The sequence below is a fragment of the Paenarthrobacter sp. 22069 genome (genome assembly GCF_052046035.1).
GTDB lineage: Bacteria > Actinomycetota > Actinomycetes > Actinomycetales > Micrococcaceae > Arthrobacter.
The window spans coordinates 129,732-156,336 of sequence record NZ_JBQEQF010000009.1 but is presented as its reverse complement, the minus strand read 5'-3'; the positions used below and the strand labels follow the sequence as shown (position 1 = coordinate 156,336).

General features: G+C 65.6%; 24 protein-coding genes. 6 read left to right on the top strand and 18 right to left on the bottom strand.

Going from position 1 to position 26,605, the window contains the following annotated elements:
- Nucleotides 1-24: 24 nt before the first annotated feature.
- From ACTJK0_RS09625 to ACTJK0_RS09605, 5 genes are all read right to left on the bottom strand, one after another.
- Nucleotides 25-426 (bottom strand): cytochrome c oxidase subunit 4, encoded by a 402-nt coding sequence (locus ACTJK0_RS09625; RefSeq protein ID WP_110542974.1) that lies wholly within the window; start codon nt 424-426, stop codon nt 25-27.
- Nucleotides 423-2,150, bottom strand: coding sequence for an aa3-type cytochrome oxidase subunit I (gene ctaD / locus ACTJK0_RS09620; RefSeq protein WP_110542973.1), 1,728 nt, complete (start codon nt 2,148-2,150; stop codon nt 423-425). Before ctaD ends, ACTJK0_RS09625 begins: the two co-directional genes overlap by 4 nt.
- A gap of 10 nt (nt 2,151-2,160) precedes the next feature.
- Complete coding sequence (ctaC, locus tag ACTJK0_RS09615; RefSeq protein WP_110542972.1) at nt 2,161-3,033, bottom strand: aa3-type cytochrome oxidase subunit II; 873 nt, start codon at nt 3,031-3,033, stop codon at nt 2,161-2,163.
- Nucleotides 3,034-3,217: 184 nt separating this feature from the next.
- Nucleotides 3,218-3,604: a HesB/IscA family protein gene (locus ACTJK0_RS09610; protein ID WP_109044573.1), complete on the bottom strand. Its 387-nt coding sequence runs from the start codon at nt 3,602-3,604 to the stop codon at nt 3,218-3,220.
- Nucleotides 3,605-3,778: 174 nt separating this feature from the next.
- Nucleotides 3,779-5,221, bottom strand: coding sequence for a dipeptidase (locus tag ACTJK0_RS09605; RefSeq protein ID WP_110542971.1), 1,443 nt, complete (start codon nt 5,219-5,221; stop codon nt 3,779-3,781).
- Between the two features lie 92 nt (nt 5,222-5,313).
- Between ACTJK0_RS09605 and ACTJK0_RS09600 the strand changes: the two genes are divergently transcribed.
- The gene (locus tag ACTJK0_RS09600; protein WP_110542970.1) at nt 5,314-5,916 is read left to right on the top strand and encodes a DUF3043 domain-containing protein; all 603 of its coding nucleotides are present in this window, start codon (nt 5,314-5,316) and stop codon (nt 5,914-5,916) included.
- A 106-nt stretch (nt 5,917-6,022) separates the two neighbouring features.
- Here the strand turns inward: ACTJK0_RS09600 and ACTJK0_RS09595 are convergent, their stop codons facing one another.
- Nucleotides 6,023-7,093 (bottom strand): quinone-dependent dihydroorotate dehydrogenase, encoded by a 1,071-nt coding sequence (locus ACTJK0_RS09595; RefSeq protein ID WP_110542969.1) that lies wholly within the window; start codon nt 7,091-7,093, stop codon nt 6,023-6,025.
- 93 nt (nt 7,094-7,186) lie between these two features.
- Here ACTJK0_RS09595 and ACTJK0_RS09590 point away from each other — a divergent pair, with 93 nt between their 5' ends.
- A complete protein-coding gene (locus tag ACTJK0_RS09590) occupies nt 7,187-8,140 on the top strand; it encodes an alpha/beta hydrolase (protein ID WP_440745003.1) in 954 nt (317 codons plus the stop codon).
- Here ACTJK0_RS09590 and ACTJK0_RS09585 read toward each other — a convergent pair.
- From ACTJK0_RS09585 to leuA, 3 genes are all read right to left on the bottom strand, one after another.
- Entirely contained in the window at nt 8,131-8,985 is an 855-nt protein-coding gene (locus ACTJK0_RS09585) for an isoprenyl transferase (RefSeq protein WP_440744992.1), read from the bottom strand. The genes ACTJK0_RS09590 and ACTJK0_RS09585 overlap by 10 nt on opposite strands.
- Before the next feature lie 2 nt (nt 8,986-8,987).
- Nucleotides 8,988-9,740 (bottom strand): DNA repair protein RecO, encoded by a 753-nt coding sequence (recO, locus tag ACTJK0_RS09580; protein WP_110542967.1) that lies wholly within the window; start codon nt 9,738-9,740, stop codon nt 8,988-8,990.
- An 85-nt stretch (nt 9,741-9,825) separates the two neighbouring features.
- Nucleotides 9,826-11,565 (bottom strand): 2-isopropylmalate synthase, encoded by a 1,740-nt coding sequence (gene leuA / locus ACTJK0_RS09575; protein ID WP_110542966.1) that lies wholly within the window; start codon nt 11,563-11,565, stop codon nt 9,826-9,828.
- A gap of 252 nt (nt 11,566-11,817) precedes the next feature.
- On the opposite strand from leuA, the gene ACTJK0_RS09570 reads away from it, so the two are divergent.
- Nucleotides 11,818-13,770 carry a M13 family metallopeptidase gene (locus ACTJK0_RS09570; RefSeq protein ID WP_440744991.1) on the top strand — a complete coding sequence of 651 codons (1,953 nt, stop codon included), beginning with the start codon at nt 11,818-11,820 and terminating at the stop codon, nt 13,768-13,770.
- Nucleotides 13,771-13,870: 100 nt separating this feature from the next.
- On the opposite strand, the gene ACTJK0_RS09565 is transcribed toward ACTJK0_RS09570, so the two are convergent.
- The 5 genes from ACTJK0_RS09565 to ACTJK0_RS09545 all read right to left on the bottom strand — a co-directional run bounded on the left by ACTJK0_RS09565 (nt 13,871) and on the right by ACTJK0_RS09545 (nt 19,385).
- Nucleotides 13,871-15,457, bottom strand: a complete 1,587-nt coding sequence (locus tag ACTJK0_RS09565; RefSeq protein ID WP_440744990.1) for an LCP family protein — start codon at nt 15,455-15,457, stop codon at nt 13,871-13,873.
- Nucleotides 15,458-15,555: 98 nt separating this feature from the next.
- Complete coding sequence (era, locus tag ACTJK0_RS09560; protein ID WP_110542963.1) at nt 15,556-16,515, bottom strand: GTPase Era; 960 nt, start codon at nt 16,513-16,515, stop codon at nt 15,556-15,558.
- Nucleotides 16,499-17,830, bottom strand: a complete 1,332-nt coding sequence (locus ACTJK0_RS09555; RefSeq protein ID WP_110542962.1) for a hemolysin family protein — start codon at nt 17,828-17,830, stop codon at nt 16,499-16,501. The genes era and ACTJK0_RS09555 overlap by 17 nt, the downstream gene beginning before the upstream one ends.
- Nucleotides 17,827-18,300: an rRNA maturation RNase YbeY gene (gene ybeY, locus ACTJK0_RS09550; RefSeq protein WP_110542961.1), complete on the bottom strand. Its 474-nt coding sequence runs from the start codon at nt 18,298-18,300 to the stop codon at nt 17,827-17,829. Before ybeY ends, ACTJK0_RS09555 begins: the two co-directional genes overlap by 4 nt.
- The gene (locus ACTJK0_RS09545) at nt 18,297-19,385 is read right to left on the bottom strand and encodes a PhoH family protein (protein ID WP_440744989.1); all 1,089 of its coding nucleotides are present in this window, start codon (nt 19,383-19,385) and stop codon (nt 18,297-18,299) included. The genes ybeY and ACTJK0_RS09545 overlap by 4 nt, the downstream gene beginning before the upstream one ends.
- 409 nt (nt 19,386-19,794) lie before the next feature.
- On the opposite strand from ACTJK0_RS09545, the gene ACTJK0_RS09540 reads away from it, so the two are divergent.
- Nucleotides 19,795-20,751 (top strand): GerMN domain-containing protein, encoded by a 957-nt coding sequence (locus ACTJK0_RS09540; RefSeq protein WP_440744988.1) that lies wholly within the window; start codon nt 19,795-19,797, stop codon nt 20,749-20,751.
- Here ACTJK0_RS09540 and ACTJK0_RS09535 read toward each other — a convergent pair.
- The 3 genes from ACTJK0_RS09535 to hrcA all read right to left on the bottom strand — a co-directional run bounded on the left by ACTJK0_RS09535 (nt 20,738) and on the right by hrcA (nt 23,745).
- A complete protein-coding gene (locus tag ACTJK0_RS09535) occupies nt 20,738-21,517 on the bottom strand; it encodes a 16S rRNA (uracil(1498)-N(3))-methyltransferase (protein WP_440744987.1) in 780 nt (259 codons plus the stop codon). The genes ACTJK0_RS09540 and ACTJK0_RS09535 overlap by 14 nt on opposite strands.
- Nucleotides 21,518-21,519: 2 nt before the next feature.
- On the bottom strand, nt 21,520-22,647 hold the full coding sequence (gene dnaJ, locus ACTJK0_RS09530) for a molecular chaperone DnaJ (protein ID WP_440744986.1): 1,128 nt from the start codon (nt 22,645-22,647) through the stop codon (nt 21,520-21,522).
- An 84-nt stretch (nt 22,648-22,731) separates the two neighbouring features.
- The gene (gene hrcA, locus ACTJK0_RS09525; protein ID WP_440744985.1) at nt 22,732-23,745 is read right to left on the bottom strand and encodes a heat-inducible transcriptional repressor HrcA; all 1,014 of its coding nucleotides are present in this window, start codon (nt 23,743-23,745) and stop codon (nt 22,732-22,734) included.
- A gap of 173 nt (nt 23,746-23,918) precedes the next feature.
- On the opposite strand from hrcA, the gene ACTJK0_RS09520 reads away from it, so the two are divergent.
- Nucleotides 23,919-24,770 (top strand): DUF3097 domain-containing protein, encoded by an 852-nt coding sequence (locus ACTJK0_RS09520; RefSeq protein ID WP_440744984.1) that lies wholly within the window; start codon nt 23,919-23,921, stop codon nt 24,768-24,770.
- A gap of 123 nt (nt 24,771-24,893) precedes the next feature.
- Complete coding sequence (locus ACTJK0_RS09515; RefSeq protein WP_277797547.1) at nt 24,894-25,304, top strand: DUF4870 domain-containing protein; 411 nt, start codon at nt 24,894-24,896, stop codon at nt 25,302-25,304.
- Nucleotides 25,305-25,362: 58 nt separating this feature from the next.
- On the opposite strand, the gene hemW is transcribed toward ACTJK0_RS09515, so the two are convergent.
- Nucleotides 25,363-26,592 carry a radical SAM family heme chaperone HemW gene (gene hemW / locus ACTJK0_RS09510; RefSeq protein WP_440744983.1) on the bottom strand — a complete coding sequence of 410 codons (1,230 nt, stop codon included), beginning with the start codon at nt 26,590-26,592 and terminating at the stop codon, nt 25,363-25,365.
- Nucleotides 26,593-26,605 lie beyond the last annotated feature (13 nt).

The window sequence follows — 26,605 nt, the reverse complement described above, 5'->3', positions numbered from 1 at the left end:
CCCGACGTCGCTATTCATATTTGCCTAGTGCGCGTGATCTCCGCGGCTGTACTCGTACACCCAGCCAACCAGTGCCACGACGGCGAGGCCGCCGGCGATGAAGATGATCCAGGTACCTACGGCCAGGCCGAGGAATCCGGTGGCGCAGGCGATGCCCAGAACCAGGGGCCACCAGCTCCAGGGGCTGAAGTGCCCCTGTTCGCCGGCGCCTTCGTGGATTTCGGCATCACTGCGGTCTTCAGGCCGCAGCCCGACGCGCTTGCCGGTGAAACCGAGGTAGGCGCCGATCATGCCGGCGAGCCCACCGACGAGCAGGATGCCCAGGATACCGACCCACTCACCCCAGCTGGTCAGGAACCCGTAGACCAGGGCGACGGGAACGAAGAAGAAAACTCCAGAGCCAAAGATCCAGGATTCGATTTTCACTGTGCGGTGTCCTTCTGGTCGGCGTTGCCGAGAACCGCTGCTGCGGGAGCCGGCGACTCAGCTGTGTGGACCTGGCGGAGTTCCGGGTGGTGCAGGTCCAGGGCGGGACGCTCCGAACGGATCCGGGGCAGAGACGTGAAGTTGTGGCGCGGCGGCGGGCAGGACGTGGCCCACTCGAGCGATGCACCAAAGCCCCACGGATCATCGACCTGGACTTTCTCGGCGCTGCGCCAGGTGATGTAGACGTTCCAGAAGAACGGGATCAGGGACGCGCCGAGCACGAACGACGCCACGGTGGAGAACTGGTTCATCCAGGTGAAGTTGTCCTCGGGGAGGTAGTCGGCGTAGCGGCGGGGCATACCCATAACGCCGAGCCAGTGCTGGATCAGGAAGGTGCCGTGGAAGCCCAGGAAGAGGAGCCAGAAGTGGATCTTGCCGAGGCGCTCGTTCAGCATCTTGCCCGTCCACTTGGGCCACCAGAAGTAGAACCCGGCGAACATGGCGAACACCACGGTGCCGAACACGACGTAGTGGAAGTGGGCTACCACGAAGTACGAGTCCGAAACGTGGAAGTCCAGCGGCGGCGACGCCAGGATGATGCCCGTCAGACCGCCAAAGAGGAACGTGATCAGGAAGCCGATGCTCCACAGCATGGGCGTCTCGAAGGTGATGGAGCCGCGCCACATGGTTCCGATCCAGTTGAAGAACTTCACGCCGGTAGGCACTGCGATGAGCATGGTCATGAACGAGAAGAACGGCAGCAGGACGGCGCCCGTCACGTACATGTGGTGCGCCCACACCGTCACCGAAAGGGCGGCAATGGCGATGGTGGCGTAGACCAGACCTTTGTAGCCGAAGATCGGCTTGCGGCTGAAGACCGGGAAGATCTCGGAGACGATGCCGAAGAACGGCAACGCGATGATGTACACCTCGGGGTGGCCGAAGAACCAGAACAGGTGCTGCCACAGGACGGCACCGCCGTTTTCGGGATCGAAGATGTGCGCACCGAACTTCCGGTCCGCGCCCAGCGCGAACAGGGCCGCGGCCAGCGGCGGGAAGGCCATGAGCACCAGGATCGCGGTGATCAGCGTGTTCCAGGTGAAGATGGGCATCCGCCACATGGTCATGCCCGGCGCGCGCATGCAGATGATGGTGGTGATGAAGTTGACCGCACCGAGGATGGTGCCGAAGCCGGACAGTGCCAGGCCAAAGACCCACAGGTCACCGCCGATGCCGGGGGTGAACGTGGTGTTGGACAGCGGCGCGTAGGCGAACCAGCCGAAGGACGCAGCGCCCTGGGGGGTGATGAAGCCGGACACCGCGATGGTGGAACCGAACAGGAAGAACCAGAACGCCAGTGCATTCAGTCGCGGGAACGCAACGTCCGGAGCGCCGATCTGGAGCGGCATGATCACGTTGGCGAACCCGGCGAACAGCGGGGTGGCGAACATCAGCAGCATCACGGTGCCGTGCATGGTGAACAGCTGGTTGTACTGCTCTTTGGTCTGCAGGATCTGCATGCCGGGCTCGAACAATTCGGCACGGATCAGCAGCGCCATCACGCCGCCCAGGCAGAAGAACACGAAGGACGCGATCAGGTACATGTACCCGATGGTCTTGTGGTCAGTGGAAGTGATCCAGTTGACGACGATGCGCCCCTTGGATTTGGGTACCACAGGAGCCGACAGGACTCCCGCAGGTGCGGATTGGGTATACGTAGCCACGTCGCTCCCCTTACTTGGTTTCGTTCAGGTTCGGGTTGCGGTCGTACTCGACGCCGAGCAGGCCGGTGTTGCCTTCAGCCTTGAGCTGGTCCATGTGGGCCTTGAATTCGGATTCAGACACCACCTTTACGCGGAACAGCATTTCGGAGTGGTACTCGCCGCAGAGTTCGGCGCACTTGCCGTCGAAGGTGCCCTCTTTGGTGGGCGTGAACCGGATGTAGTTGGTCTTGCCGGGAATCATGTCGCGCTTCTGCAGGAAGGCGGGAACCCAGAAGGAGTGGATGACATCGCGGGCGTTGAGTTCGAGGTCAACAGACTTGTTCACCGGCAAGTACAGGGTGGGGAGCTGTTCCTTGTCGATGGTGTTGCCGGTGAGGTGCGCCTGGACGCCGGCCTCGTGGACGTCTTCCTGGATCACGTTCCCGGACTTGTAGTTGAAGTCCCAGGCCCACTGCTTGCCGCGGACGTCGACAACGACGTCGGCCGGCTGCGAGCGGTCATCGATCGCCTGCTGGTCGCGGTCGGTGAAGTAGAAGAACACCAGGACCATGAAGATCGGGATGGTGAGGTAGAAGACTTCCAGCGGAAGGTTGAAGCTGGTCTGGCGGGGGAAGCCGACCGTTCCCTTGCGGCGGCGGTAGGCAACCAGGCACCAGATGATCAGGCCCCAGGTAATGGCGCCTACAACAAGCGCTGCAATCCATGAGTTGACCCAGAGGTCCATGATGCGGTCGGTGTTGCTGGTGGTGCCACGTTCAGTGGGCATCCACCCTTTCTCTACCTCTGGCGAACATCCGGTCAAAACCAACGCGCCGGCAATCGCCAAGCTTGAGATCGTGGTGATCGTTTTGCGTCGGCTGCCGGTTCGGTTCTGCGAACTCACAGACGGCCCTTCCTACTTGTTGCTGTTGTCCGGGCAGCCATCGGCGCTCGGGCACAAAAAAGTTTTACTACTCGGTGTAGAGCTTACCGCTCCGCCGGGCGTTTCGCCCACATGTCGGCGCCGAGCCCCCGTGCCGTTTTGGACGGCAGGAGACCCGGCGCGGACATCGGGCGAAATAACCGGCTTAGTGGAACGAATCACCGCAGGCGCAGGAGCCTCCGGCGTTCGGGTTGTCGATGGTGAAGCCCTGCTTGGAGATGGTGTCTTCGAAGTCAATGCTGGCGCCGCTGAGGTAGGGCACGCTCATCTTGTCGACGACGACCTCCACTCCGTCGTAATCGCGGACGGCGTCACCATCAAGGAGCCGTTCATCGAAGTAGAGCTGGTAGATCAACCCTGAGCATCCACCGGGCTGCACGGCGACGCGCAGGCGCAGGTCCGTACGGCCTTCCTGCTCAAGGAGGCTGCGTACCTTCCCCGCGGCGACGTCGGTCAGGTTGACCTCGTGAACGGGCAGTTCGTCGCTGGCCACGGTGGTGGCGGTGCTGTTTTCGTTGGTTGAGGTGCTCATTGGCCTACCTTCTTAGGACGGTCTGGCGGCGTCGCCGAAACGGCGCCTGCCCCTACGGATACGGTATGGGCTATAGCTACATGCTACGCGCGGCAGTGGTGTAGCTCTAACTCCTGACGTAACCGTCAAAGCGTGCAGGTTGTTCCCTGGACGCCGGCCTGGCGGCACGGGCCGTCAGAGGCCTTCGTCGTTGAGACGGGCCAGCATCAGGGCTTCGGCGAGGATGGCGTTCCGGAAGTCGCCGATATGCAGCGACTCGTTCGCGCTGTGGGCCCGCGAATCCGGATCCTCAACGCCGGTCACCAGGATCTGCGCCTGGGGATAGAGCTCCGTCAGGTCGGCGATGAAGGGGATGGAGCCGCCGATGCCTGTTTCCACGGCAGGAACTCCCCAGGCCTCCCCCAGCGCCCACAGCGCCACGGACGCGGCAGCGGAGGAGGTATCGGTGCGGAACGGATTGCCGGCCTCACCCGGCGTGAATACGACCTTGGCGCCAAACGGTGCCGCTCCCTCGACATGCCGCCGCACCGCGTCCATCGCTTCGGCAGGCACTTGCCCCGGCGCCAGCCGAAGGCTGAACTTCGCCCTGGCGCGGGGAATGAGGGTGTTGGAGGCCACGTCCACTGCGGGGGCGTCGAAGCCGATGATCGACAGCGCCGGCTTGGTCCAGAGCCGCGACGCGATGCTTCCCGTCCCGGCCAGGCGGACACCGTCGAGCACCGAGGCATCGGCCCGGTAGTCGGCCTCCGGCATGTCCACGGTCGTTTCATCGGTCGACACGAGTCCGGCAATTGCCACGTTCCCCTCGGCGTCGTGAAGCGTGGCGATAAGGCGGGACAGAAGGGTGGGCGCATCCAGGACCGGACCGCCGTACATGCCTGAATGCACCGCGTGGTCGAGGACCTGCACTTCGATGGTGCCGTCCACCAGGCCGCGCAGGCTGGTGGTAAGGGCCGGCACCCCCACCTTCCAGTTGCTCGAATCGGCGACGACAATAACGTCCGCCCGCAGCAGTTCCCGGTTCGCCTCCAGGAATGTCCGGAACGTGGGCGAGCCTGCTTCTTCCTCACCCTCGATGAAGAAGGTCACTCCCAGTCCCAGTGAATCGCCGAGTACGTCGGAAACGGCGGCATAGGCAGCAGCATGCGCCATGATCCCGGCTTTGTCGTCGGCGGCGCCGCGTCCGTAGAGGCGGCCGTCCTTCTCGACGGCGGTGAACGGCTCGGTGTGCCACAGGGATTCATCACCGGGCGGCTGGACGTCGTGGTGGGCGTACAGCAGGACGGTGGGACGGCCTTCTGCCGCCGGGCGGCGGGCGACGACGGCGGGACCACCAGGTGTGCCGTCAGCCTTGTTGACGGTGAGCACCTGGACTTCCCCGATCCCTGCACTCCGCAGAAGGGCTGCGACGGCTTCCGCGCTGTGCTCCAGGGGGGTGCGGTCGAAGCTGGGCCATGCAATGCCAGGGATGGCAACCAGCTCTTTGAGCCGCGCCAGGGTGTGGTCGAAGGAGCGGTCTACCGCTGAACGGAGATCGTCCGTCCTGCCGGAAACCCCAGGGGCCGGACCTGAGGTGCTGGTGGTGCTGTGCGGGGTGGCCGCCGGTGTTGAAGTCATGGCCAAAACATTACCCCCGTCACATGCGGCGGCAGCGTTGGGCTGGGGTGACTGTACGCAACCGGACGCCGGCTGCAAGGTATTCTGTTCAGGTGTTCGGACGTAGAAAAGAAGCGCCCTCGGCGCAGGAAACCATAGACCAGCAGGCAGCGGAAGCGGCCGCGCGGCAGAACAGCGCGGCGGGCAAGGGTGCGCCTACCCCCACCCGGAAGGCCCAGGAAGCCGCCCGCAAGCGCCCGTTGGTGCCCGAGGACCGCAAGGCATCCAAGGCCGCCGAACGCCAGGCCGTCCAGGACCAGCGCCTGAAGATGCGGCGGGCCATGGACACCGGCGACGAGAAGTTCCTTCCCCTGCGCGACAAAGGTCCGCAGAAGCGGTTTGCCCGTGATTTCGTGGACGCCCGCTTCAACCTTGGCGAGTACCTGATGTTCGGTGCGCTGGTGTTCGTGCTGGTGTCCCTGGTGGTTCCCGCCTCCAGCGACATGATGATCTATGTCCTGGGTGCTTTCTGGGTGATGTTCCTGGCAGTCTTCGTGGACGTCTTCATTCTCTCCCGCAAGCTCCGCAAGCGCCTGGCGGAGAAGTTCGGTGAAGTGGAGCGGGGTACCGTCTGGTACGGCTCCATGCGGTCCCTTCAGTTCCGGAAACTGCGCCTGCCCAAGCCCCAGGTCCAGCGGGGCCAGTACCCGGCCTGAACAGGTATTAAGAGTTAATGACAGAAACCCCGGCGGGATCCGCCGGGGTTTCTGTTGTTAAGACGAGGCCGCAGGCCTGCTGCCGGAATGCCGTGGCCGCGGAGGATCAGGAACGGCGGTTCTTTGCCAGTTGACTGTTGATCCGTGCTGCCCAGAACGGACCTTCGTAGAGGAATGCCGTGTAGCCCTGCACCAGGGTGGCGCCGGCGTCGAGCCTTTCCTGTACGTCTTCGGCTGTTTCCACCCCGCCGACCGCGACCAGGGCGAGGGCGTCACCGGTGGCGTGCTTGAGCCGTTTCAGCACCTCGAGGGAACGCTGTTTCAGGGGAGCGCCGGAGAGGCCGCCGGCCCCGCATTTCTCTACCTCGTGGGCAGGTGAGGAGAGTCCGGTCCGGGCGATCGTGGTGTTGGTGGCGATGATACCGTCCAGTTTCAGGTCCAGGGCCAGCCGCGCCACGTCGTCAATGTCCTCGTCGCTGAGGTCGGGGGCGATCTTCACAAGCAGGGGCACGTGCCGTCCGGCGGCCCGGTCCGCTTCCTGGCCTACGGCGGTCAGGAGTGGGCGCAGGGTGTCCACGTCCTGGAGGAGGCGCAGCCCGGGCGTGTTGGGCGAACTGACGTTTACCACCAGGTAGTCGGCAGCGGGGGCCAGGCTGCGGGCGCTGACCAGGTAGTCGTCAACGGCGTCGGCCAACTCAACCACCTTGGTCTTGCCGATGTTGACCCCGATTACAGGCCGCACCGCCGGGTACTGCCGCTGAAGCGCAGCCCGCGCTGCTTTCAGCCGGGGCGCTACGGCCGCGGCGCCGTCGTTGTTGAAGCCCATCCGGTTGATGACCGCCCGGTCCTGGATGAGGCGGAAGAGCCGCGGCTTGTCGTTGCCCGGCTGGGCCTGCCCGGTGATGGTGCCTACTTCCACGTGTCCAAAACCGAGTTCGGTGAGGGCCTCGATGCCGTGGCCTTCCTTGTCGAAACCGGCCGCCAGCCCAAAGGGCGAGGGGAATGTGACACCAAAGGCGGTGGTCTGAAGCGACGGTGCCGGGGCGGTCAGCTTCCGCAGGAGCTTCCCGGCGCCGGAAGCATGCGCGAGCCGGATGCCCCTGAATCCGATCGTATGGGCGCGCTCGGCGTCCATCCATGAAAAGGCCAGCCTGAAGAAAGTGGGATAAACGCGCATGCCTCCAGTTTCCCGTTACTTGGTGCGCCGCACCAAAACGGCGACGGCGGAGGGCGTGGAAGAAGTGCCGGCATGCCGGTCTACCATGAGGGCATGCGCTGGCAGCAGGACATCCTGGGAGGCGACTTCGAGTCGCACTCTTTTGTCGCCAAGGGGACGGACGGCGTGGAGCGGACAGCAACGCTGGTGCGGCTGCGGCCGTCTGCCGGTGGCGGCGCCGGCGGCCGCCGGGCGGTGCTGTTCCTGCATGGCTGGAGTGACTACTTCTTCAATGAAGACCTGGCGCGCTTCTGGGTTTCGGCGGGTTATGACTTTTATGCACTGGACATGCACAACCACGGACGGAGCCTGCGTCCGGAGTCACCCGGCGGGTATGTGGCCGACCTAAACGCGTATGACGCGGAAATCGAAGAAGCGGGCCGGATCATCCGTGCTGAGGGTGCTCCCGGGCCGGTGGCGTTGATGGGCCATTCCACCGGTGGCCTGGTGGCAGCCTTGTGGGCCAGCCGGCACCCGAAGGATGTATCGCTGCTGGTCCTCAACAGCCCGTGGCTGGAGATGCATGGAAGTGCCCTGGTGCGCCGCGCGGCGGCGGGCATGGTGCGCCCGGTGGCGCGCGTCCGGCCGGAGGCAGTTCTCCGGCTGCCCCCGCGCGGGCACTACTGGCGCACCATAAGCAGCGCCGCGGACGGCGAGTGGGCGCTGGATGAACGCTACCGGCCGCGCATGGCCTTCCCCGTCCGTGCCGGCTGGCTCAGGGCCGTGCTCGCCGGGCATGCGCGGGTGGCCAAGGGCCTGGGCATCGAGGCACCAATCCTGGTGCTGTTATCGATGGGGAGCGCCAACGGGCTGTTGTGGTCCGAGGAGATGCGGCGCACGGATGCGGTCCTGGACGTCAACACCATCAGCGCCCGCGCCCTTACCCTGGGCCGGACGGTGACTGTGGAACGGATCGACGGCGCACTGCACGACGTCTTCCTCTCGCCCGCCCCGATCAGGGACGAAGCCTACGGGCGGTTGCTGCGCTGGTTGCGGGCCTACGGCTGACGCTGCCCCGCCGCCGGTATCCCAGGAGGGGCTGCAGCCGCGTCCACTGCCCCGCCGTAGCGCCGGTCGCGCCTGGCATATTCCTCCACGGCGGCCCAGAGCGTCCGGCGGTCCACATCGGGCCACAGCGTGTCCATGAACACGAACTCCGCGTAAGCGGACTGCCAGAGCAGGAAGTTGGACAGCCTCTGCTCCCCCGAGCTGCGCAGGAAGAGGTCCACGTCCGGCAAATCCGGTTCGTCCAGGTATTTCTGGATGGTCCGCTCGGTGATCGCGCCCGGTTTCAGCCTGCCGGCTGCCACGTCAGCGGCAATGGCCGAGACGGCGTCGGTGATCTCGGCCCGGCCGCCGTAATTAACACACATGGTCAAATTACAGGTGGAGTTTGCCGCCGTGAATTCCTCGGCCTCCTCCAGCTCCCGGATAACCGAGCCCCAGAGGCGTGGGCGCCGCCCCGCCCAACGAACCCGGACGCCCCAGTTGTCCAGCTGGTTTCGCTGCCTTCGCAGCACATCCTTGTTAAATCCCATGAGGAACCGGACTTCCTCAGGCGACCTGCGCCAGTTCTCGGTGGAGAACGCGTAAACGCTAACGTACTCGATGCCCAACTCAATGGCGCCTGCCATGACATCGAGGAGTGCAGGCTCCCCGGCCTTGTGTCCCTCGATGCGCGGCAGGCCCCGCTGGTTGGCCCACCTGCCGTTGCCGTCCATGACGATGGCGACGTGCCGGGGAATGAACTCGGATGGTATGGACGGGGCCACGGCACCGGACGGGTGCGGGTACGGTGCCACCACAGGGTGGGTCCGACGGCGGGGTGCGGTGTTCTTTTTTCCCAGGGCCACTGTCAGCTACGCTCCACATGTTTGAGGGATTTCAGTACTCGTTCGAGATGCCACTGCAGGTAGGCGGCCACCAGCCCCGCAGCCTCCTTGCGGTGCTGCTGCCGGGACGCGTCCGCCGTCGTCCAGTCGCCGGTCAGTAGCGCCGCCAGCAGGATGACCGTTTCCGGCGCCGGGGCGGGTGACCCGGGCGGCCGGCACTGGGTACAGACCATGCCGCCCAGCGGAGCGGAAAACGCAGTGTGGGGGCCAGGCGCCCCGCAGCGTGAGCAGTCCGTGAAGCTGGGCGCCCAGCCGCCGGTGGCCAGCGCACGAAGGAGGTAGGAGTCGAGGATCAGGCCGGCTGCGTGCTCGTCCCGGCTCAGTGCGGCGAGGGCCCCGACCAGCAGGTTGTATTGCGCGGTCCCGGCCTCCCCGTCGACGTCCGTAAGTTTCTCGGCTGTCTCGGTCATCGCGGCCGCGACGGTGTACCTGGCATAGTCCGCGGCGATGCTTCCGCCGTAGGCGCCCTTGGCGACGGCTTGGGTAACGATGTCCAGCGTGCGGCCTGCTACCAGCTGGAGGTCTGCCACCATGAACGGTTCAAGCCGGGCCCCGAAGCGGCTGCTGGTGCGGCGCACGCCCTTGGCAACGGCCCTGACCTGTCCGTGGTGCTTCGTGAGGAGGGTGATAATCCGGTCCGCCTCCCCCAGCTTATGGGTGCGCAGCACCACGGCGTCGTCCCGGTACGCTCGGGAGGCAAAAGAATTTTGGGCCACGCTCCATCTTCCCATCCCGCCCGGCAGGGTACCGCCAGGCCACGGGGGTCCCGCCGGGTTTGGCCGGCGGCACCCCCGGGGGTTTCTAGGCCTGGGCGTCCCGGATGGCGCGGTTGACCGCAGAGATCACGGCTTTGAGGGACGACATGCTGGTGTTGGCATCGATGCCGACGCCCCACAGGACCCGCTCCCCCACAGCGCACTCCACGTAGGCTGCCGCCATGGCGTTTCCGCCTTCGGACAAAGCGTGCTCGCTGTAGTCCAGTACGCGGACATCCACGCCGTCCTCGTGCAGGATGTTCAGCAGGGCGGCGATCGGACCGTTGCCGGTGCCGGTCCGGCTCACCTTGGCCCCGTCAATGGTGAGGGAGGCGTGCAGCGTCATGCCGCCGTCGGCATCCGTCTCCGTCTTGACTGCGCCCAGGGAGTAGCGTCCCCACTGTCCGTCAGCCTGCCCGGACGGCAGGTATTCGTCCTGGAAGGTCTGCCAGAGCTGGGCGCCGCTGACTTCGCCGCCCACAGTGTCCGTGCGGCGCTGGATGACGCCGGAGAACTCGATCTGCGCGCGGCGGGGCAGGTCCAGGCTGTGCTCGTTCTTGAGCAGGTATGCCACGCCACCCTTGCCGGACTGGGAGTTCACACGGATGACGGCCTCGTAACTGCGGCCCAGATCCTTGGGGTCCACCGGGAGGTACGGGACCTGCCAGGTGAAGTCGTCCACGGCCTTACCCGCCGCTGCAGCATCCCGCTCCAGGGCTTCGAAGCCCTTCTTGATGGCGTCCTGGTGCGACCCGGAGAAGGCGGTGAAAACCAGGTCTCCGCCGTACGGCGAACGTTCCGGCACCGGCAGCTGGTTGCAGTACTCCACGGTCCTGCGGACATCGTCAATGTTGGAGAAATCGATCATGGGGTCGATGCCCTGGACGAACAGGTTCAGGCCCAGGGTGACCAGGTCCACGTTGCCGGTGCGTTCACCGTTGCCGAAGAGGCAGCCCTCGATGCGGTCTGCGCCGGCCATGTACCCCAGCTCCGCGGCTGCAACACCGGTCCCGCGGTCGTTGTGCGGGTGCAGGGACAGGATGATGCCCTCGCGGGGGTGCAGGTGGCGGCTCATCCACTCGATGGAGTCGGCGTAGACATTGGGCGTGGCCATCTCCACGGTGGCGGGGAGGTTGATGATCACCTGGCGGTCGGCGGAGGCTTCGAAAACGTCGGCGACGGCGTTGCAGACCCGGACGGCATACTCCAGTTCGGTTCCGGTAAAGGACTCCGGAGAGTATTCGTAGGTCACGTGGGTGTCCGCGAGGGTTTCCTCGTACTTCTTGCACAGCCGGGCCCCCTGCAGGGCAATGTCCAGGATGCCGTCTTCGTCCTGGTTGAAGACAACGCGCCGCTGCAGCACGGACGTGGAGTTGTAGAGGTGGACGATGGCCTGCTTGGCACCCACCAGGGATTCATAGGTACGTTCGATCAGGTGTTCCCGGGCCTGGGTCAGGACCTGGATGGTGACGTCGTCCGGGATGTGGTTGCCCTCGATGAGCTGGCGGACGAAATCGAAGTCCGTCTGTGAGGCGGACGGGAAACCGACCTCGATTTCCTTGTAGCCCATGCGGACCAGCAGGTCGAACATCTTCATCTTGCGGGCCGGGCTCATGGGATCGATCAGGGCCTGGTTGCCGTCGCGCAGGTCCACGGCGCACCAGCGGGGGGCTTTGGTGATGATCTTGTCGGGCCAGGTGCGGTCCGGCAGTTCTACCTTGATCTGGTCTTGGAAGGGCATGTACCGGTGGGCAGGCATTCCGGAGGGCTTCTGTGCGTTTCGCATGATGTTCGTGGCCTTTTCTATCGATCTTCAGTGAAAGGGTGGCCGGGCAACACAAACTCCGCAGCGAGGGTGGGCCGTGCGCTAGATAGCGTCTGTGACCTCGCCGCGGCAGCTAAGGAGAAGGAGCTCTGCACGCACACTTTGAGGGTAACACGGGTGCGTAAGATGAAAGGGCACTACCGTCCGTAAAGTCCAGCATGCAGACGCCTCCGGTGTACGGCCGGGCCCCGGCGTCACAGCAAAGGAGTTGCAGTGCCCATTTCGGGGATCGATCTGTCCACCATTGATCACACAGTCCGGCCGCAGGATGACCTCTACCAGCACATCAACGGCGCCTGGCTCAAAGCCACCGAGATTCCCGATGACCGGCCCCTGGAAGGCACGTTCACCGCGTTGCGTGACGGGTCCGAGATCGCTGTCCGCGACATTATCGAGGAGGCAGCAGCCAAAGGTGCCGGCGCCAGCGGGATCGAGCGCAAGATCGGCGACCTCTATAACAGCTTCATGGACGAAGCGGCCGTTGAAGCCAAAGGCATGGAACCCATCCGCGGGCGGCTTGCCGACGTGTTTGCCACCACCTCGGTCCCGGAGCTGATTGCCCTGGCCGGCCGGCTGTTCCGTGCCGACGTGGGCGGACTCTTCTACATCTACCCCGCCCCGGATGCCGGAAACCCCGACCGGGTCCTGCTGTACACCGGACAGGGCGGCCTTGGCCTGCCTGACGAGTCCTACTACCGGGAGGAGAAGTTCGCCCCCATCGTGTCGGCCTATACAGCCCACGTGCAGAAGATGTTTGAGTTGGCGGGACTTGCTGATCCGGAGGCTGCCGCAGGCCGGGTCGCAGGGCTGGAGACCCGGCTCGCGTCCCACCACTGGGACAACGTGACGCTGCGGGACCCGCAAAAGACCTACAACCTCAAGACGGCGGACGAAGCCGCTGAGCTCTTCCCGCTGCTGGCAACCTGGTTCGATGCCGCGGGCATCGAGCCTGGCAAGCGGGCGGAGATCGTTGTGAGCACCCCCGACTTCTTCGCCGGTGCAGCGGGACTGCTGGACGAAGTGCCGCTGGCCACCTGGCAGGAGTGGCTGGCCATGCGCGTCGTGAGTGCGGCTGCGCCCTACCTGTCGTCCGGGTTTGTCGACGCCAACTTCGCGTTTTACGGCACCACCCTCAGCGGCACGCCGCGTAACAAGGACCGTTGGAAGCGAGGCGTCGCCGTCGTCGAGGCCGCCCTCGGCGAGGCCGTGGGCCAGATCTATGTGGCGCGGCATTTCCCTGAATCCCACAAGGCGCGGATGCAGACCCTGGTGGGAAACCTCATCGAGGCCTACCGCCGGAGCATCGCTGACGTCAGCTGGATGGGCCAGGACACCAAGGCCGAGGCGCTTCGCAAGCTGGAGGCCTTCCGGGCCAAGATCGGCTACCCGGAGGAATGGATTGACTACTCGGCCGTGGATATCGTCCCCGGCGATCTGCTGGGCAACGTGGAACGCGCCCACAACGCCGACGTCGACAGGCACCTGGACGAGGTAGGCAAACCCGTTGACCGGAACAAGTGGCTGATGACCCCGCAGACGGTGAACGCCTACTACCACCCGATGATGAACGAGATTGTGTTCCCCGCGGCAATCCTGCAGCCGCCGTTTTTCACGGCCGATGCCGATGACGCGGTCAACTACGGCGGCATTGGCGCGGTGATCGGCCACGAGATCGGCCATGGCTTCGATGACCAGGGTTCGCAGTTCGACGGCGGCGGGGCCCTGCGCAACTGGTGGACAGATGAGGACCGCCAGGCCTTCGATGCCCTGACGGCACGCCTGGTGGCGCAGTTCGACGCACTCTCCCCCACCGCTGCTCCAGGACACCACGTCAACGGGCGCCTCACGCTCGGCGAGAACATCGGCGACTTGGCGGGCCTGACGATTGCCTACAAGGCCTACCTCATCAGCCTCGAGGGCAAGGAACCGGATGTGCTGGACGGCCTGACGGGCGAGCAGCGCTTCTTCGCCTCCTGGGCCGCCGGCTGGCGCCAGGTGATCCGGCAGGAGGAGGCCATCCGGCGGCTGGCTACGGATCCCCACTCGCCCAATGAGTTCCGGACCAACGCCATCGCCAGGAACCTGGATGCCTTCCACGAGGCATTCGACGTCATGGCAGAAGACGGAATGTGGATGCCCGCCGCTGAGCGGGTCAGTATCTGGTAGCCGGACAGCAAAGGCCCCGCCGATGCCGGCGGGGCCTTTTTTGTCAGCCGCGGTTCTGTCTGCTGCGGCCTGCAGCCGCCGCATGAGCGGGATGGTGCAGTTACCGGACGATGAGGTCCGGGTTGGCCTGCTGGCACACCTTGTCGCCAGCCGTCTGGCTGACGATGTCCTGGGGCAAAGCTGCGGCCGCGCCTTCTCCTGCGCCGTAGGACGTACCTGTGGTGAAATCGCTGCCGACATACACCTGCACCCCTGAGACGCCGGGAGCGGGGATCATGAGGGTTGCCGGGATCCCCAGCAGTGCGGCGACGTCCGCAGCCACATCCCCGAAGCCGTTGCCATAGTAGACGGCGGTTTTAGCCACCGGCTGGGCGAGGAACTGGCCTGTCTGGGTAAAGCCGCCCGCCACCAGCGCCTGGACGATTTCCTGGGCCCGGCCGCCGACACCGCTTCCGTTGGCTACGGTCACGGGCTGGATGGCCTTGTTGTAGGGCGGCACCGGCGGAGTGGTTTCGGTGGATGACGGGGACGGCGTGGCCGATTCGCCGGGCGATGGAGTGGTGGGGGCGGTGGGATCAGTCAGGTCGACGTTCTTCCGCAGTGCCGAAAACAGCTGGGCGCCGGCTGGTTCGGCGATCACGAGCCGGTTGGGGTCGACAGGCGCCGGGGTGGTGGGCACCGCGACGAATGCCACCTTGCTGATGTCGATGTCCTTGAGCCGGTTGCCGATGGTCAGCAGCGTGGGGATGGAGGCCAGGCCGTCGTCGACGGTCAGGTTCTGGGTGACGACGTCGGCGATCTTCAGCATCTTCGCCGGGTCGCCCAACGTCCCCTCGTCCTTGATCTTGCGTGTCAGGGAGGACAGGAAGCCCTGCTGCGCCTTGATGCGTCCCAGGTCGCCGCCGTCGGCAAAGGCATGGCGGGTGCGGAGGAAGGCAAGGGCCTGTTCGCCCTGGACGGAGGACGTCCCGGCCGGCAGCCGCAGCCGTGAGTCCGGGTCGTAGACGGCGTCGCTGATGCAGACTTCCACCCCGCCGACGGCGTTGGACAGTTCCTTGACCGCGTTGAAGTCAGCCATCATGAAGTGGTCCACCTGCATGCCGGTCAGCTTGTTGACCGTATCCACGGCGCAGCCGATCCCGGCCTCGCTCATGGCCTCGTTGATCATGACCCCCGTACGGGCAGGATAGTCCTTGTTGGTCTTCCGGTCCTTGCAGTCGGGAATGTCCACCAGCAGGTCGCGGGGGAAGCTGATGATGTTGACCCGTTTGTTGTCCTCGGAGATGTCCATCAGCATCATGACGTCCGACTTGCCGTAGCCGGTGGAGTCGTCCACGGTTCCGTACTCAGCGTTCTTCCCGTCACGCGTATCGGAGCCGAGAATCAGGATCTGCAGCCGGCCGGTGGCATCGTTGCCCGGGGACTCCGTGCTTTCGCCGCCCGCATTCAACGGCGCCTTGGTGATGTTGGCCTGGAGCCGGAAGAACCAGAATCCGGCGAACACGGCAACCGCAACGAGGACCAGCGCAACTACTCCTGTGACCGCCTTCAACCACAGCGGCATGCCGCGCAGGGGCCCGAGGTGCCGGGCTGCACCCACATCGTGGCTGTTCGCATGACGGGATACCGGTCCCGGTCCGGCTGACAGGTCAGCCTCGTTGTCGCGTTCTCCGCGGACTCGACCCACGTGGTGACCCTTCCTCTGAAATACGAAATCCGGTCCATATTAGTGGTCCAGTCTGAAGAACTTGCCGGGGCACGCTTCCGCGAACGCCGTTTTGCGGGTCAGAAACCCAGTTTGACCAGCTGTTTAGGGTCACGCTGCCAGTCCTTGGCGACCTTCACGTGCAGGTCGAGGTAGATGCGCGTGCCCAGGAGGGCCTCGATGCCTTTGCGGGCATTGGTGCCGACTTCGCGCAGGCGGCTGCCGCCCTTGCCGATGATAATGGCCTTCTGCGAAGGACGTTCCACATAGAGGTTGACGCGCACGTCCAGGAGGGGATTGTCATCCGGACGGTCCTCCCGGGGGACGATTTCCTCCACCACCACAGCGAGGGAGTGCGGAAGTTCGTCCCGAACTCCCTCCAGCGCTGCTTCGCGGATCAGTTCGGCCACCATGACGGCTTCAGGCTCGTCGGTCAGTTCGCCGTCCGGATACAGGGGAGGCGACGGCGGCATGTGGCTGATCAGTACGTCGGCGACGGTTTCAACCTGGAAACCGTCGGTCGCGGACACCGGCACGATGTCCTTCCAGCCGTCCTCCCCCAAGACCTCACGGCCCAGCGCGGCCACCGCCAGGAGCTGTTCAGTCAGTGCCTGCTTGTCCACCAGGTCGGCCTTGGTGACGATGGCAATCACAGGCTTGCGGCCCACGGCGGCAAGCTGGGCGGCGATGAATTTGTCGCCGGGCCCGATCTTTTCGTTGGCAGGCAGGCAGAAGCCGATGGCATCCACCTCGGCGAGGGTGTCTGCCACAAGGTCATTGAGGCGCTTGCCCAGGAGGGTGCGGGGACGGTGCAGGCCCGGTGTGTCCACCAGGATCAACTGGGCGTCCTCCCGGTGGACGATGCCCCTGATGGTGTGCCGCGTCGTCTGGGGTTTGGCCGACGTAATGGCGACCTTCCTGCCCACCAGCGCGTTGGTCAGGGTGGACTTGCCCGCGTTGGGCCTGCCCACCAGCACCGAGAACCCGGCACGGAAACCGCCAAAGTCATCCGGCGCCGCAGCGTTACTTTTCTTGCTCACGTGGAACTCCCTGCTGGGTTGCTTCGGCCTCTTCCAGGAGGCCTTCAAGGTCAGTCTCTACTCTTGCTACGGGCGCCGCAATGATGTGGCTGACCCGGTTGCGCCGGCCTTCCAGCCGCTCCGCGCGCAGGGAGACGCCCTGCACCTCGACGCTGCTGCCGACAATGGGGACGCGGCCGAGCGCCTTGGCGAGGAGGCCGCCCACGGTGTCCACCTCTTCGTCGTCGATTTCCAGGTCAAACAGCTCGCCGAGGTCGTCGATGCCCATCCGGGCGCTGACCCGGTACAGACCGTCCCCCAGCGCCACGGCTTCGGCGCTTTCCGTGTCGTACTCGTCCACGATTTCCCCCACAATTTCCTCAATAAGGTCCTCAAGCGTGACGAGCCCTGCGGTGCCGCCGTATTCATCGATCACGATGGCGACGTGCGTGGACTCCTTCTGCAGTTCGCGCAGGAGGTCGCTCACTGGTTTGGACTCCGGCACGTAGCGCACTTCTCGTGCCAGGGAATCCACCAGGGGCGGCTCCTGGTCCGCGCCCAGCTGGTGGATGACGGCGGCGACGTCCTTGAGGTAGACGATGCCCAGGATGTGGTCTGTATTTTCCTTGATCACCGGAATCCGGGAGTACCCCGAACGCAGGAACAGGGACATCGCCTGGTGCAGGCTGGAGCCGGCGTCGATGGCTACGATGTCCGTCCTTGGAACCATGACAGCCCGGACAAGCGTGTCGCCGAAGTCGAAGACCGACTGGATCATCTCGGCTTCGGTGTCCTCGATCATGTCGGACTCGCTGGCCCGGTCCAGCAGTTCCCGGAACTCCTGTTCGCTGAAGAACGCATCGTCGCCTCCCGGAGCCCCGGGAGCCGCCGAACTGCCCAGGGCCACCAGCCAGCCCGGAATTGGCCCCAGGACACTGGTGAGGAACCGGACCATGGGCGCGGTGAAGCGGACCACCGCCGTCGAGTGCAGCCTGCCGAGCTGGCGTGGCGAGACGCCCACGATCACGAACCCCAGCAGGGCCATGATGCCTGTGGCCACAAGTCCGGCAAGCCAGACGCTGTCCAGCAGGCTCGCTATGAGTACGGCGACTGCCACCGCGGACGCCATTTCGAACCAGACCCGCCAGAAGCGCAGGGCCCGGGTGTGGGCCACGGGCTCGGCAAGGATGCGGCGCATGGCCGTCCCGCGGCTCCTGTGCAGCGCTTCTTCGGCGTCATGCCGTGGAAGGAAACTGAAGGCGGCCTCGGCTGCCGTCAGCAGAGCGGCGACGGCAAGGAAAACCAATGCCACCGCGACCAGGAGCAGTTGCGTCACTGGGTTGTCTCGGCGGGTGCTTCTTTGCCGGTGAAGCCGGACAGGAGTTCGCGCTGGAGCCCGAACATCTCCGCCTTCTCCTCCGGTTCGGCATGGTCGTAGCCCAGGAGGTGCAGGATGCCGTGCGTGGTCAGGAGCAGCATTTCGTCATCGAGCGAATGGCCGGCATTCCTGGCCTGGCCCTTTGCAACCTGCGGGCAGATGGCGATGTCGCCCAGCATGCCCTGCGGCGTGGGCCGGTCGGGAGTTCCGGGTGTCAGCTCGTCCATCGGAACTGAGAGCACATCCGTGGCACCCGGTTCGTCCATCAGCTCGATGTGCAGCTTCTCCATGGCCGGTTCATCCACCAGGAGGATGGACAGCTCGGCCTGCGGATGGATGAAGAGCTGCTCAAAGATATACCGCGAAAGGGCAACGAGCGCGGCTTCGTCCACCTGGACGCCGGACTCGTTGTTGACCTCGATACTCACGCGTGTTCCCCCCGTTTTTCCCGGCTCGCGGAGTGCTTGACCCGGTTCCGCTGGGCTTCATCCCAGATGCTGTAGGCGTTGACGATGTCCCCGACGAGCCGGTGCCGGACCACGTCGGCGGCATCCAGGACGGAGAAGTTGACGCCTTCGATCCCCAGCAGGATTTCCTCGACAATCCGCAGGCCGGAGCGCGTGCCGAATGGCAGGTCCACCTGGGTGACGTCTCCGGTGACCACCATCTTGGAACCGAACCCGAGCCGGGTAAGGAACATTTTCATCTGTTCCGGCGTGGTGTTCTGGGCTTCGTCAAGGATGATGAAGGCGTCGTTGAGGGTCCGGCCGCGCATGTAGGCCAGGGGTGCCACCTCGATGGTGCCGGCTGCCATGAGGCGCGGGATGGATTCGGGGTCGATCATGTCGTGCAGTGCGTCATAGAGCGGCCGGAGATAGGGGTCGATCTTGTCGCTCAGCGTTCCGGGCAGGAACCCGAGCCGCTCCCCTGCTTCGACGGCGGGACGGGTCAGGATGATCCGGCTGACTTCTTTTTGCTGGAGTGCCTGGACGGCTTTTGCCATGGCCAGGTACGTCTTGCCGGTGCCGGCCGGCCCGATCCCGAAGATCACCGTGTTCACGTCAATGGCGTCGACGTAGTTTTTCTGGTTCAGGGTCTTGGGACGGATGGTCCTGCCGCGGCTCGAGAGGATGTCATGGGTGAGCACATCCACGGGATTCTGGAGGGACTGGGTGCGCAGGAGCGCCGCCAGCTGCTGAAGAACGGCGGGTGTGATGACGGTGCCGCGCGCCACCAGTCCGCGGACCTCCTGGAGAAGCCGCATGATCCGGGGCACGTCACTGGTCGGTCCGCTGATGGACAGTTCGTTGCCGCGCGCATGGAAGTTGACGTCCGGGAACTGCTCTTCGATAAACCGCAGGGCCTCGTCATGGCTGCCAAGCGACTGAACCATCTGGTCTGAGTTCTCAAAGAGGACTACCTCGGTCCGGATTCCGGGCAGGGAGTGCGGGAATTCCCCGGGACTGCCTTCGCCCGTATTAAGCCGGCGCTTACCATTTGCTGATTCAGTCATGGTGCTGGCCCGCAGGCCTGTGGTCCCCTCGAAGATCGACGTCGCTTGTTTTCACTGCCCAGGCCGGGATTCCGCTGCGCGGAGCTCCATGCCCGGTGATCCCTATATCTTACGCCAGCCCCTGCCCACGCAGGGTCCACGCCGGGCATCCAGCGGCATGACGGGCGGTGAGCCCGGACGCCCTTCGGCACACGACAGGCAACTGCTGCCACGGTGGGACTGCGTCCGCACCGTGTTTGGTATCAACTTCATATCGGCCTCATATCGTTCCCGTTGCAGTTGGGCCGCAGGAGCCCAAAGTGCCGTTGTTGGACGGCCCCCCTGTGCAATGCTGGAAAACCAGCATCTGCTGGAAGCAAGGCCGCCAGGGGAACGGCCCGCCATGCCAGGAAAGGACAAGGGCAGGACAATGCCGGTTTCCTCTGCGCCCGAACGGGCAGGACGATCGATGGGCCGCCTGCGCCCGGCCGTCCTTGCGGGGATCCTGGTGCTCGTCCCAATCCTTGTGGGCTGCACCGCGGAGGGCGGACCGTCTCCCACCAGTACCATCGCATCGGTTCCGGCGACGGGCGGGACCATGCCGGACACTCCGGCGACCAGCGCTCCGCTGGAAACCACCCAGTCCTCCAACAAGGCCCCGGTGTACTGGATCGGCCGCAGCGGTGGGAACATCTTCCTGTACCGGGAGTTCCGCGACGTCCCGGAGCAGGAGAATCCGGTGACCCGGGCGCTGCGCGCGATGATGTCGGAGAAGCCGCTGGATCCCGACTTCTTCACGCCTTGGCAGAACCCGGACAAGCTTGCCACCTCCATCTCGGGCAAGGACATCATCACCGTCGATGTCTCTTCCGACGCCTTCAACAGCAACCTCGACGCCGACATGGCCGCGCGTGCCATCCAGCAGCTGGTCTATACGGCAACCGCTGCCGCCGCCAGTTCCGGCCTGATCGACACCGGCCAGCAGGTCAAGGTCAGGATCCTGGTGGACGGTCACACGGACTATGTCGCTTTCGGAAAGGTGCAGCTCGGTGCCCTGATGACCCGCGCCGCCGGCCTCGTGGCCCCGGTCTGGATCATCGATCCGCAGGAGAACGCCGAAGTGGCCGCCGGGAGCGTCAAGATCAACGGCCGCAGCACGTCGCCTGGTGCAAAGCTTCGCTGGCAGATCCTGCAGTCCCCCGACGACGGCACCAAGGCGCCGTTCCTGACGGGCGAAACCACGGCGGCCGCGGAGCAGGGGCAAGCGGGGATCTTCACGCTGGCCCTCAACCTGCCGGCCGGCGACTACGAGCTGCGGGTGGCGCAGGCAGGGTCCGGAGGCGAACCGGACCGGAACGAGGACACGAGGTCCTTCAAGGTCCGGTAGGTGCCCACCGGCCAAGGATATCGCTGGCCAGTACGACGGCGGCCGGACCCGCTGTGGAGGAGCGCAGGACATGGTGCCCCAACAGGGCAGTCACAGCGCCTTTGTCGCAGAGCCTGGTGACCTCGCGCGGACTGATCCCGCCCTCCGGTCCCACGATGAGCAGGACTTCGCCTGCACCGGGAACGGCTTGGCCGCGCCATCCCTCGAGGATGGTTCGCAGCGGCCGGACAGCGTCCTCGTGCAGGATGACGGCCAAATCCGCCGCTTCCACGGCTGCGGCAAGTCCGGCTGTTTCGACGGCGGCGCGCACCTCGGGGATCCACGCCCGCCGCGCCTGCTTGGCAGCCGCAGCTACCGAGGACTCCCACTTTGCGTGGGCACGCGCCGCCCGGTCGCCCTTCCAGCGGACGATGGACCGTTCAGACTGCCATGGGATGACGGCGTCGATTCCCAATTCGGTGGCGGTCTCGATCGCAAGCTCGTCACGGTCGCCCTTGGCCAGCGCCTGGACCAGTACCAGCCGGATGTCCGGCCTCTCTTCCACGCTGACGTCTGCGCATTCGACTTCCAGGGCGGAACCGGCAGCCGAAACCACTTTCCCGGTCATCCGCGTGCCGGCGCCGTCCACGATGTCCACCGCCTCGCCCGGAGACAGCCGCTTGACGGTCACCGCGTGACGGGCCTCGGGCCCCTCGAGGAGGAACACGCTCCCTGCCGCCATTCCTGACAGCGCTCCGGTGGACGTGAAGAAGACGGGGTTGCTCACCGCTACAGGTTACCGAACCGGTCCCGGAGCTTGGCGAACATGCCGCCGCTGGCGGCGAGCTTGCCCTCGGTGATCTGTTCACCGCGGAGCTTCGCCAACTGGCGGAGCAGGTCCTCCTGGGCGGAGTCGAGCTTGGCCGGAGTGTCCACCTGGAGGTGCACCTTCAGGTCGCCTCGGCCGTAGCCCCTCAGGTGGGTGACGCCCAGTCCGCGCAGGGTGATGATCTCGCCTGATTGGGTGCCGGGCTTGACGTCGATCTCCTGCGTACCGTCGAAGGTCTCCAGGCTCACGTCCGTGCCCAGCGCAGCCGCTGTCATGGGAATGTGCAGGGTGGCGTGCAGGTCATCCCCTTCACGCACGTAGGTGGCATCGTTGTTGACGCGGATCTCGACGTAGAGGTCGCCGGCGGGGCCGCCGGCAGGTCCGGCCTCACCCTGCCCGGAGAGCTGGATGCGGGTTCCGGTGGCAACGCCCGCGGGAACCTTGATGGTCAGTGACCGGCGGCTGCGGATGCGGCCCTGTCCGCTGCATTCGTTGCAGGGGTCCTTGATGACGGTACCGAAACCTTCGCAGGTGCCGCAGGGGGCCGCGGTCATGACCTGGCCCAGGATGGACCGTACAGCCCGCTGGACCTGGCCGCTGCCGCCGCAGATGTCGCAGCGTTCAGGGTGGGTCCCCGGGCGGCAGCAGGATCCATCGCACGTGGGGCAGACCACGGCCGTATCCACTTCGAGCTTCTTGTTGACGCCGAAGACGGCGTCGCGCAGGTCGATCCGGACGCTGATGAGGGCGTCCTGGCCGCGCCGGACCCTGGAGGCGGGACCGGAGCTGCCGCCGGCGCCGAAGAAGGTGTCAAAGATGTCCTGGAACGCGAACCCCTGCCCTGCGTAGCTTGCACCTCCGAAGCCGTTGTCCGTGCCGTTCTCATTGCCGGTGGTGTCATAGACCCGGCGCTTTTGGGGGTCGGAAAGGACCTCGTAGGCGTGAGTTACCGCCTTGAAGCGTTCCGCAGCGTCGTCACCCGGGTTTACGTCCGGGTGGAGGGTGCGGGCCAGCTTGCGGTAGGCCTTCTTGATCTCCTCCCCGGTAGCTTCGGGTGAGACTCCAAGGACGTCATAGTGGCTGCTCAAAGTTCGTATCTCTTCCTTGTTGTACTGCGTTCAGTCGGCGGCCAAGCCCGTATTCTCCTGCCGGACAGCTCCGGCGGACACGGGTCAGGGCCCCAAAATCCTGGAAAGGTAGCGGGCGACTGCCCTGACGGCGGCCATGGTGGTGGGATAGTCCATTCGGGTCGGGCCGAGGATTCCTACTTTCGCGGCGCTGTCCGGACCATAGCCGGTGGCCACCACGGATGCCTCAGCGAGACCGTCATAGGGGTTTTCCCGTCCGATGCTCACGGCCACACCCCGGTGGTCCTGCGCCATTTCGCTCAGGAGGCGCAGCATCACCACCTGCTCCTCGAGCGCCTCAAGCACCGGGCCGATGCTCAGCGGGAAATCCACGTTGGACCTGGCAAGGTTGGCCGTCCCGGCCATGACCATCCTGTCCTCCCGGCTGCTTTGCGCCAGACCCTCCAGTCCCAGGGCCAGCGCGTGCGCTGCCTTGCGCTGCGCCTGGGGCGTTGCGGCCACGACGGCGGGAAGCGCCTGGGCGAGTTGGCTCAGCCGGGTTCCGCCCAGGGCACCAAGGAACCGGGTGCGGAGCTCGGCCACCATGTCATCGCCAAGGTCCTGTCCGACGTCGATGACGCGCTGCTCGACTTTGCCGCTGTTGGCGATCAGGACCACCAGGACCTTGCGCGGGGCCAGCAGGACGAATTCGATGTGGCGGACAAGCGCCCGGCTCAGGTGCGGGTACTGGACCACGGCCACCTGGTTGGTCAGTTGCGACAGCAGCCGGACGGTGCGTTCCAGGACGTCGTCGAGGTCATCTGCGCCTTCCAGGAGCGCCTGGATGGCCCGGCGTTCGGCGGCGGACAGGGGTTTGACGGCCGAAATCTGGTCAACGAAAAGCCGGTAGCCCTTGTCGGTGGGAATCCGGCCGGCACTGGTGTGCGGGGCCGTGATGAGCCCCTCATCCTCCAGCGCGGCCATGTCGTTGCGGATGGTGGCGCTCGAAACGCCAAGGTGATGCCGCTCCACGAGGGCTTTCGACCCCACGGGTTCACGGGAGTGGACGTAGTCCTCAACGATGGCCCGCAGTACTTCCAGTTTGCGTGGCTCGCTCACTCTCCACCTCCATCCATGGTCCGGGTCGCCCGCCCCGCCCGGGGCAGCCCAGGGGTTAGCACTCGACATGCCTAAGTGCTAACAGTCTATTATGCCTTGCCCCGTTGTTAGCATTGGTACCGCTCCGGGCGAAATTCCGGGGTCAAGGACCTAGCGCTAGGCGGATCGACTTCATGGATTACCAGAACTGGGGGCCCCGGGGAATCTCCGCTCCTGCCCGGACGGAACTTCCCGAAGTTCCAGTCCAGCGCGGCATGGTGCTTGAGGAAGTCCAGTCCGGCTGGGTGGGGGCCGTGACGCGGGTGGAGAAATCCGGCGGGATGCACGTCGTGGCGCTGGAGGACCGGCGAGGCAAGTCCCGCACTTTCCGCCTGGGGTTCGGTTTCCTGCTCGAGGGCCAGCCCATCCGGCTGATGCCCCCGGCACCAAAGGCTGCAGGCACCGGAGCAGTCGCGGGGCGGACCGCATCGGGCTCGGTGCGCGTGGAAGGCCAGCGCGCCCAGGTAGCGAAGGCCAGCCGGATCTGGGTGGAAGGCAAGCACGACGCCGAACTGGTGGAAAAGGTCTGGGGAGACGACCTGCGCGTGGAGGGCATCGTCGTCGAGCCCCTGCACGGTATCGACGACCTGGCGGGGGCCGTCGCCGCGTTCAACCCCGGCCCCGGCCGGCGGCTGGGTGTACTGGTGGACCATCTGGTTCCCGAATCCAAGGAATCCCGCATCGCGGAGGCCGTCATGGCTTCCCCGGGGGCCGCGGGCAACGTCCTGATTGTCGGCCACCCCTACGTTGACGTCTGGCAGGCCATCCGGCCCGCTGTCCTGGGCATCGACAAGTGGCCCGCCGTTCCCCGCGGGCAGGACTGGAAAACCGGGATCCTGAAAGCGTTCGGCTGGCCGCACGCCACCAAGGAAGATATCGGACTCGGATGGCAGAAACTGCTGGGGGCCGTCCGCACCTACGCCGACCTCGAAGCGTCCCTCCTGGGACGGGTGGAGGAAGTCATCGACTTCCTCACCGTGCCCTGACGGCCGGGCCCCTGCCCAACAGCCAGTATTCTTGGTATTGCGGGTGCCTTGGATATACACGGCACACCCCCACCGCGCCAGAAAATGAAACCAGCACCACTTGCACCTCCGAAGGAACAGACTGTGGCAGACAACGCACGTGATCACAGGGACGGCCAGGGCCGTTCCGAGTACCATGGCGTCCCCGCCAACGCGCTGCCGCTCACGGCCAGCGAAGACCGACAGTGGGCCACGCTGGCACACTTCGGCGGAATCCTGGGATGCGTCCCGTCGCTGCTGATCTACCTGATTTTCCGGGACCGCGGACCGTTCACCGCCCAGGAATCGAAGGAAGCACTGAACTTCAGCCTGCCACCCACCATCGCCGCCGTGCTGGCCAACATCCTGGTGTTCATCCCCTATGTGGGAAACATCTTCGCGGTCATCGCCACCCTGATCTGGGTGGCGCTAACCTGCTTCTCCGTGGCAGCAGGAATCCACGTCAACCGCGGCCAGCCGCACCGGTACCAGTTCAACCTTCGCTGGATCAAGTAACCGGCGTTCCGGGGTCCCGTGCGGGTTCGGAAGGAACCTGTCGGAAGGAACCTGCGCGTCAGTCCGGCAGGATACGGCGGACCACCGCGTCCGCAAGGAGCCTGCCCTTGAGCGTGAGGACCAGACGGCCCTGGAACGCAGCGGCGGGTTCCACCAGGCCGTCGGCGATCAGGCCGGCCATCTGGTGCCTGCCCGCGGCAGTAAGCGTCGACAGGTCCAGCCCCGACTGCAGCCGCGCTTCAAGCATCACCCGTTCCATGGTCCGGGTCCCGGCATCCAGCGTCTCCCTGCCGGCTGCCGGCGAATGCCCCTGGGCCAGACGGTTCGCATAGGCGGACGGGTGCTTCACGTTCCACCAGCGCACTCCGCCCACGTGCGAATGGGCGCCGGGGCCGATGCCCCACCAGTCGTCACCGCGCCAGTACGCCAGATTGTGGCGGCACGCGTGTTCCGGGCTTCGCGCCCAGTTGCTGACCTCATACCAGCCGAGTCCGGATTCGGTGATCAGCTGGTCGGCGAGTTCATATTTGTCCGCGTGGTCGTCGTCGTCAATTCCCGGGACCTCGCCGCGGCGCATCTGCGCAGCCAGCTTGGTGCCGTCCTCAACAATCAGCGCGTAGGCGCTGATGTGGTCCGGCTGGTACGACAGCGCGGTTTCCAGGGAGTGGCGCCAGTCGGCCAGCGACTCCCCCGGCGTACCATAAATCAGGTCCAGGCTGACATCCAGTCCGGCCTCCCGCGCCCACTCAACCACCTGCGGAACCCTGCTGGGCGTGTGGGTGCGGTCCAGGACCTTGAGCACGCGCGGCACGGCGGACTGCATGCCGAAGGAGACCCTGGTGAAGCCCGCCTCCTTGAGCACGGCGAGGGATTCGGGGGTGACCGAGTCAGGGTTGGCTTCGGTGGTGACCTCGGCGCCGTCCTCGATGCCCCACTGGTCGATGGCAGCGCGAAGGATCAGGGCGAGGTCATCAGCCGGCAGCAGCGTGGGCGTGCCGCCCCCAAAAAAGACCGTGCTGAGCTTCCGCCCCGGCAGCCCTGACCGTGCCATCACGGTGCCGGCCAGGGACACTTCCGACACGGCGGTTTGGGCGTAGGCATCCTGTGACGCGCCGCCGCCCAGTTCGGTGGCGGTGTAGGTGTTGAAGTCGCAGTACCCGCAGCGCACGGCGCAGAACGGGATGTGGACGTACAGGCCAAAGGCCCGGGCCGTCGCACCGTCCGCCGCCTGTGCAGGCAGCAGACCGTCCGACGGCGCCGGGTCACCGAGGGGAAGCACGCTGGGCATCAGCGGGTCCCCC

What these genes read in the sequence shown, in the direction of transcription:
- ACTJK0_RS09610 (WP_109044573.1), bottom strand. Translation starts at nt 3,604, where the DNA reads ATGAGCACCTCAACCAACGAAAACAGCACCGCCACCACCGTGGCCAGC.
- ACTJK0_RS09520 (WP_440744984.1), top strand. Translation starts at nt 23,919, where the DNA reads ATGGATTACCAGAACTGGGGGCCCCGGGGAATCTCCGCTCCTGCCCGG.
- ACTJK0_RS09590 (WP_440745003.1), top strand. Translation starts at nt 7,187, where the DNA reads ATGCGCTGGCAGCAGGACATCCTGGGAGGCGACTTCGAGTCGCACTCT.
- ACTJK0_RS09545 (WP_440744989.1), bottom strand. Translation starts at nt 19,385, where the DNA reads ATGACTGAATCAGCAAATGGTAAGCGCCGGCTTAATACGGGCGAAGGC.
- leuA (WP_110542966.1), bottom strand. Translation starts at nt 11,565, where the DNA reads ATGCGAAACGCACAGAAGCCCTCCGGAATGCCTGCCCACCGGTACATG.
- ACTJK0_RS09595 (WP_110542969.1), bottom strand. Translation starts at nt 7,093, where the DNA reads ATGCGCGTTTATCCCACTTTCTTCAGGCTGGCCTTTTCATGGATGGAC.
- hemW (WP_440744983.1), bottom strand. Translation starts at nt 26,592, where the DNA reads ATGCCCAGCGTGCTTCCCCTCGGTGACCCGGCGCCGTCGGACGGTCTG.
- ACTJK0_RS09540 (WP_440744988.1), top strand. Translation starts at nt 19,795, where the DNA reads ATGCCGGTTTCCTCTGCGCCCGAACGGGCAGGACGATCGATGGGCCGC.
- ACTJK0_RS09605 (WP_110542971.1), bottom strand. Translation starts at nt 5,221, where the DNA reads ATGACTTCAACACCGGCGGCCACCCCGCACAGCACCACCAGCACCTCA.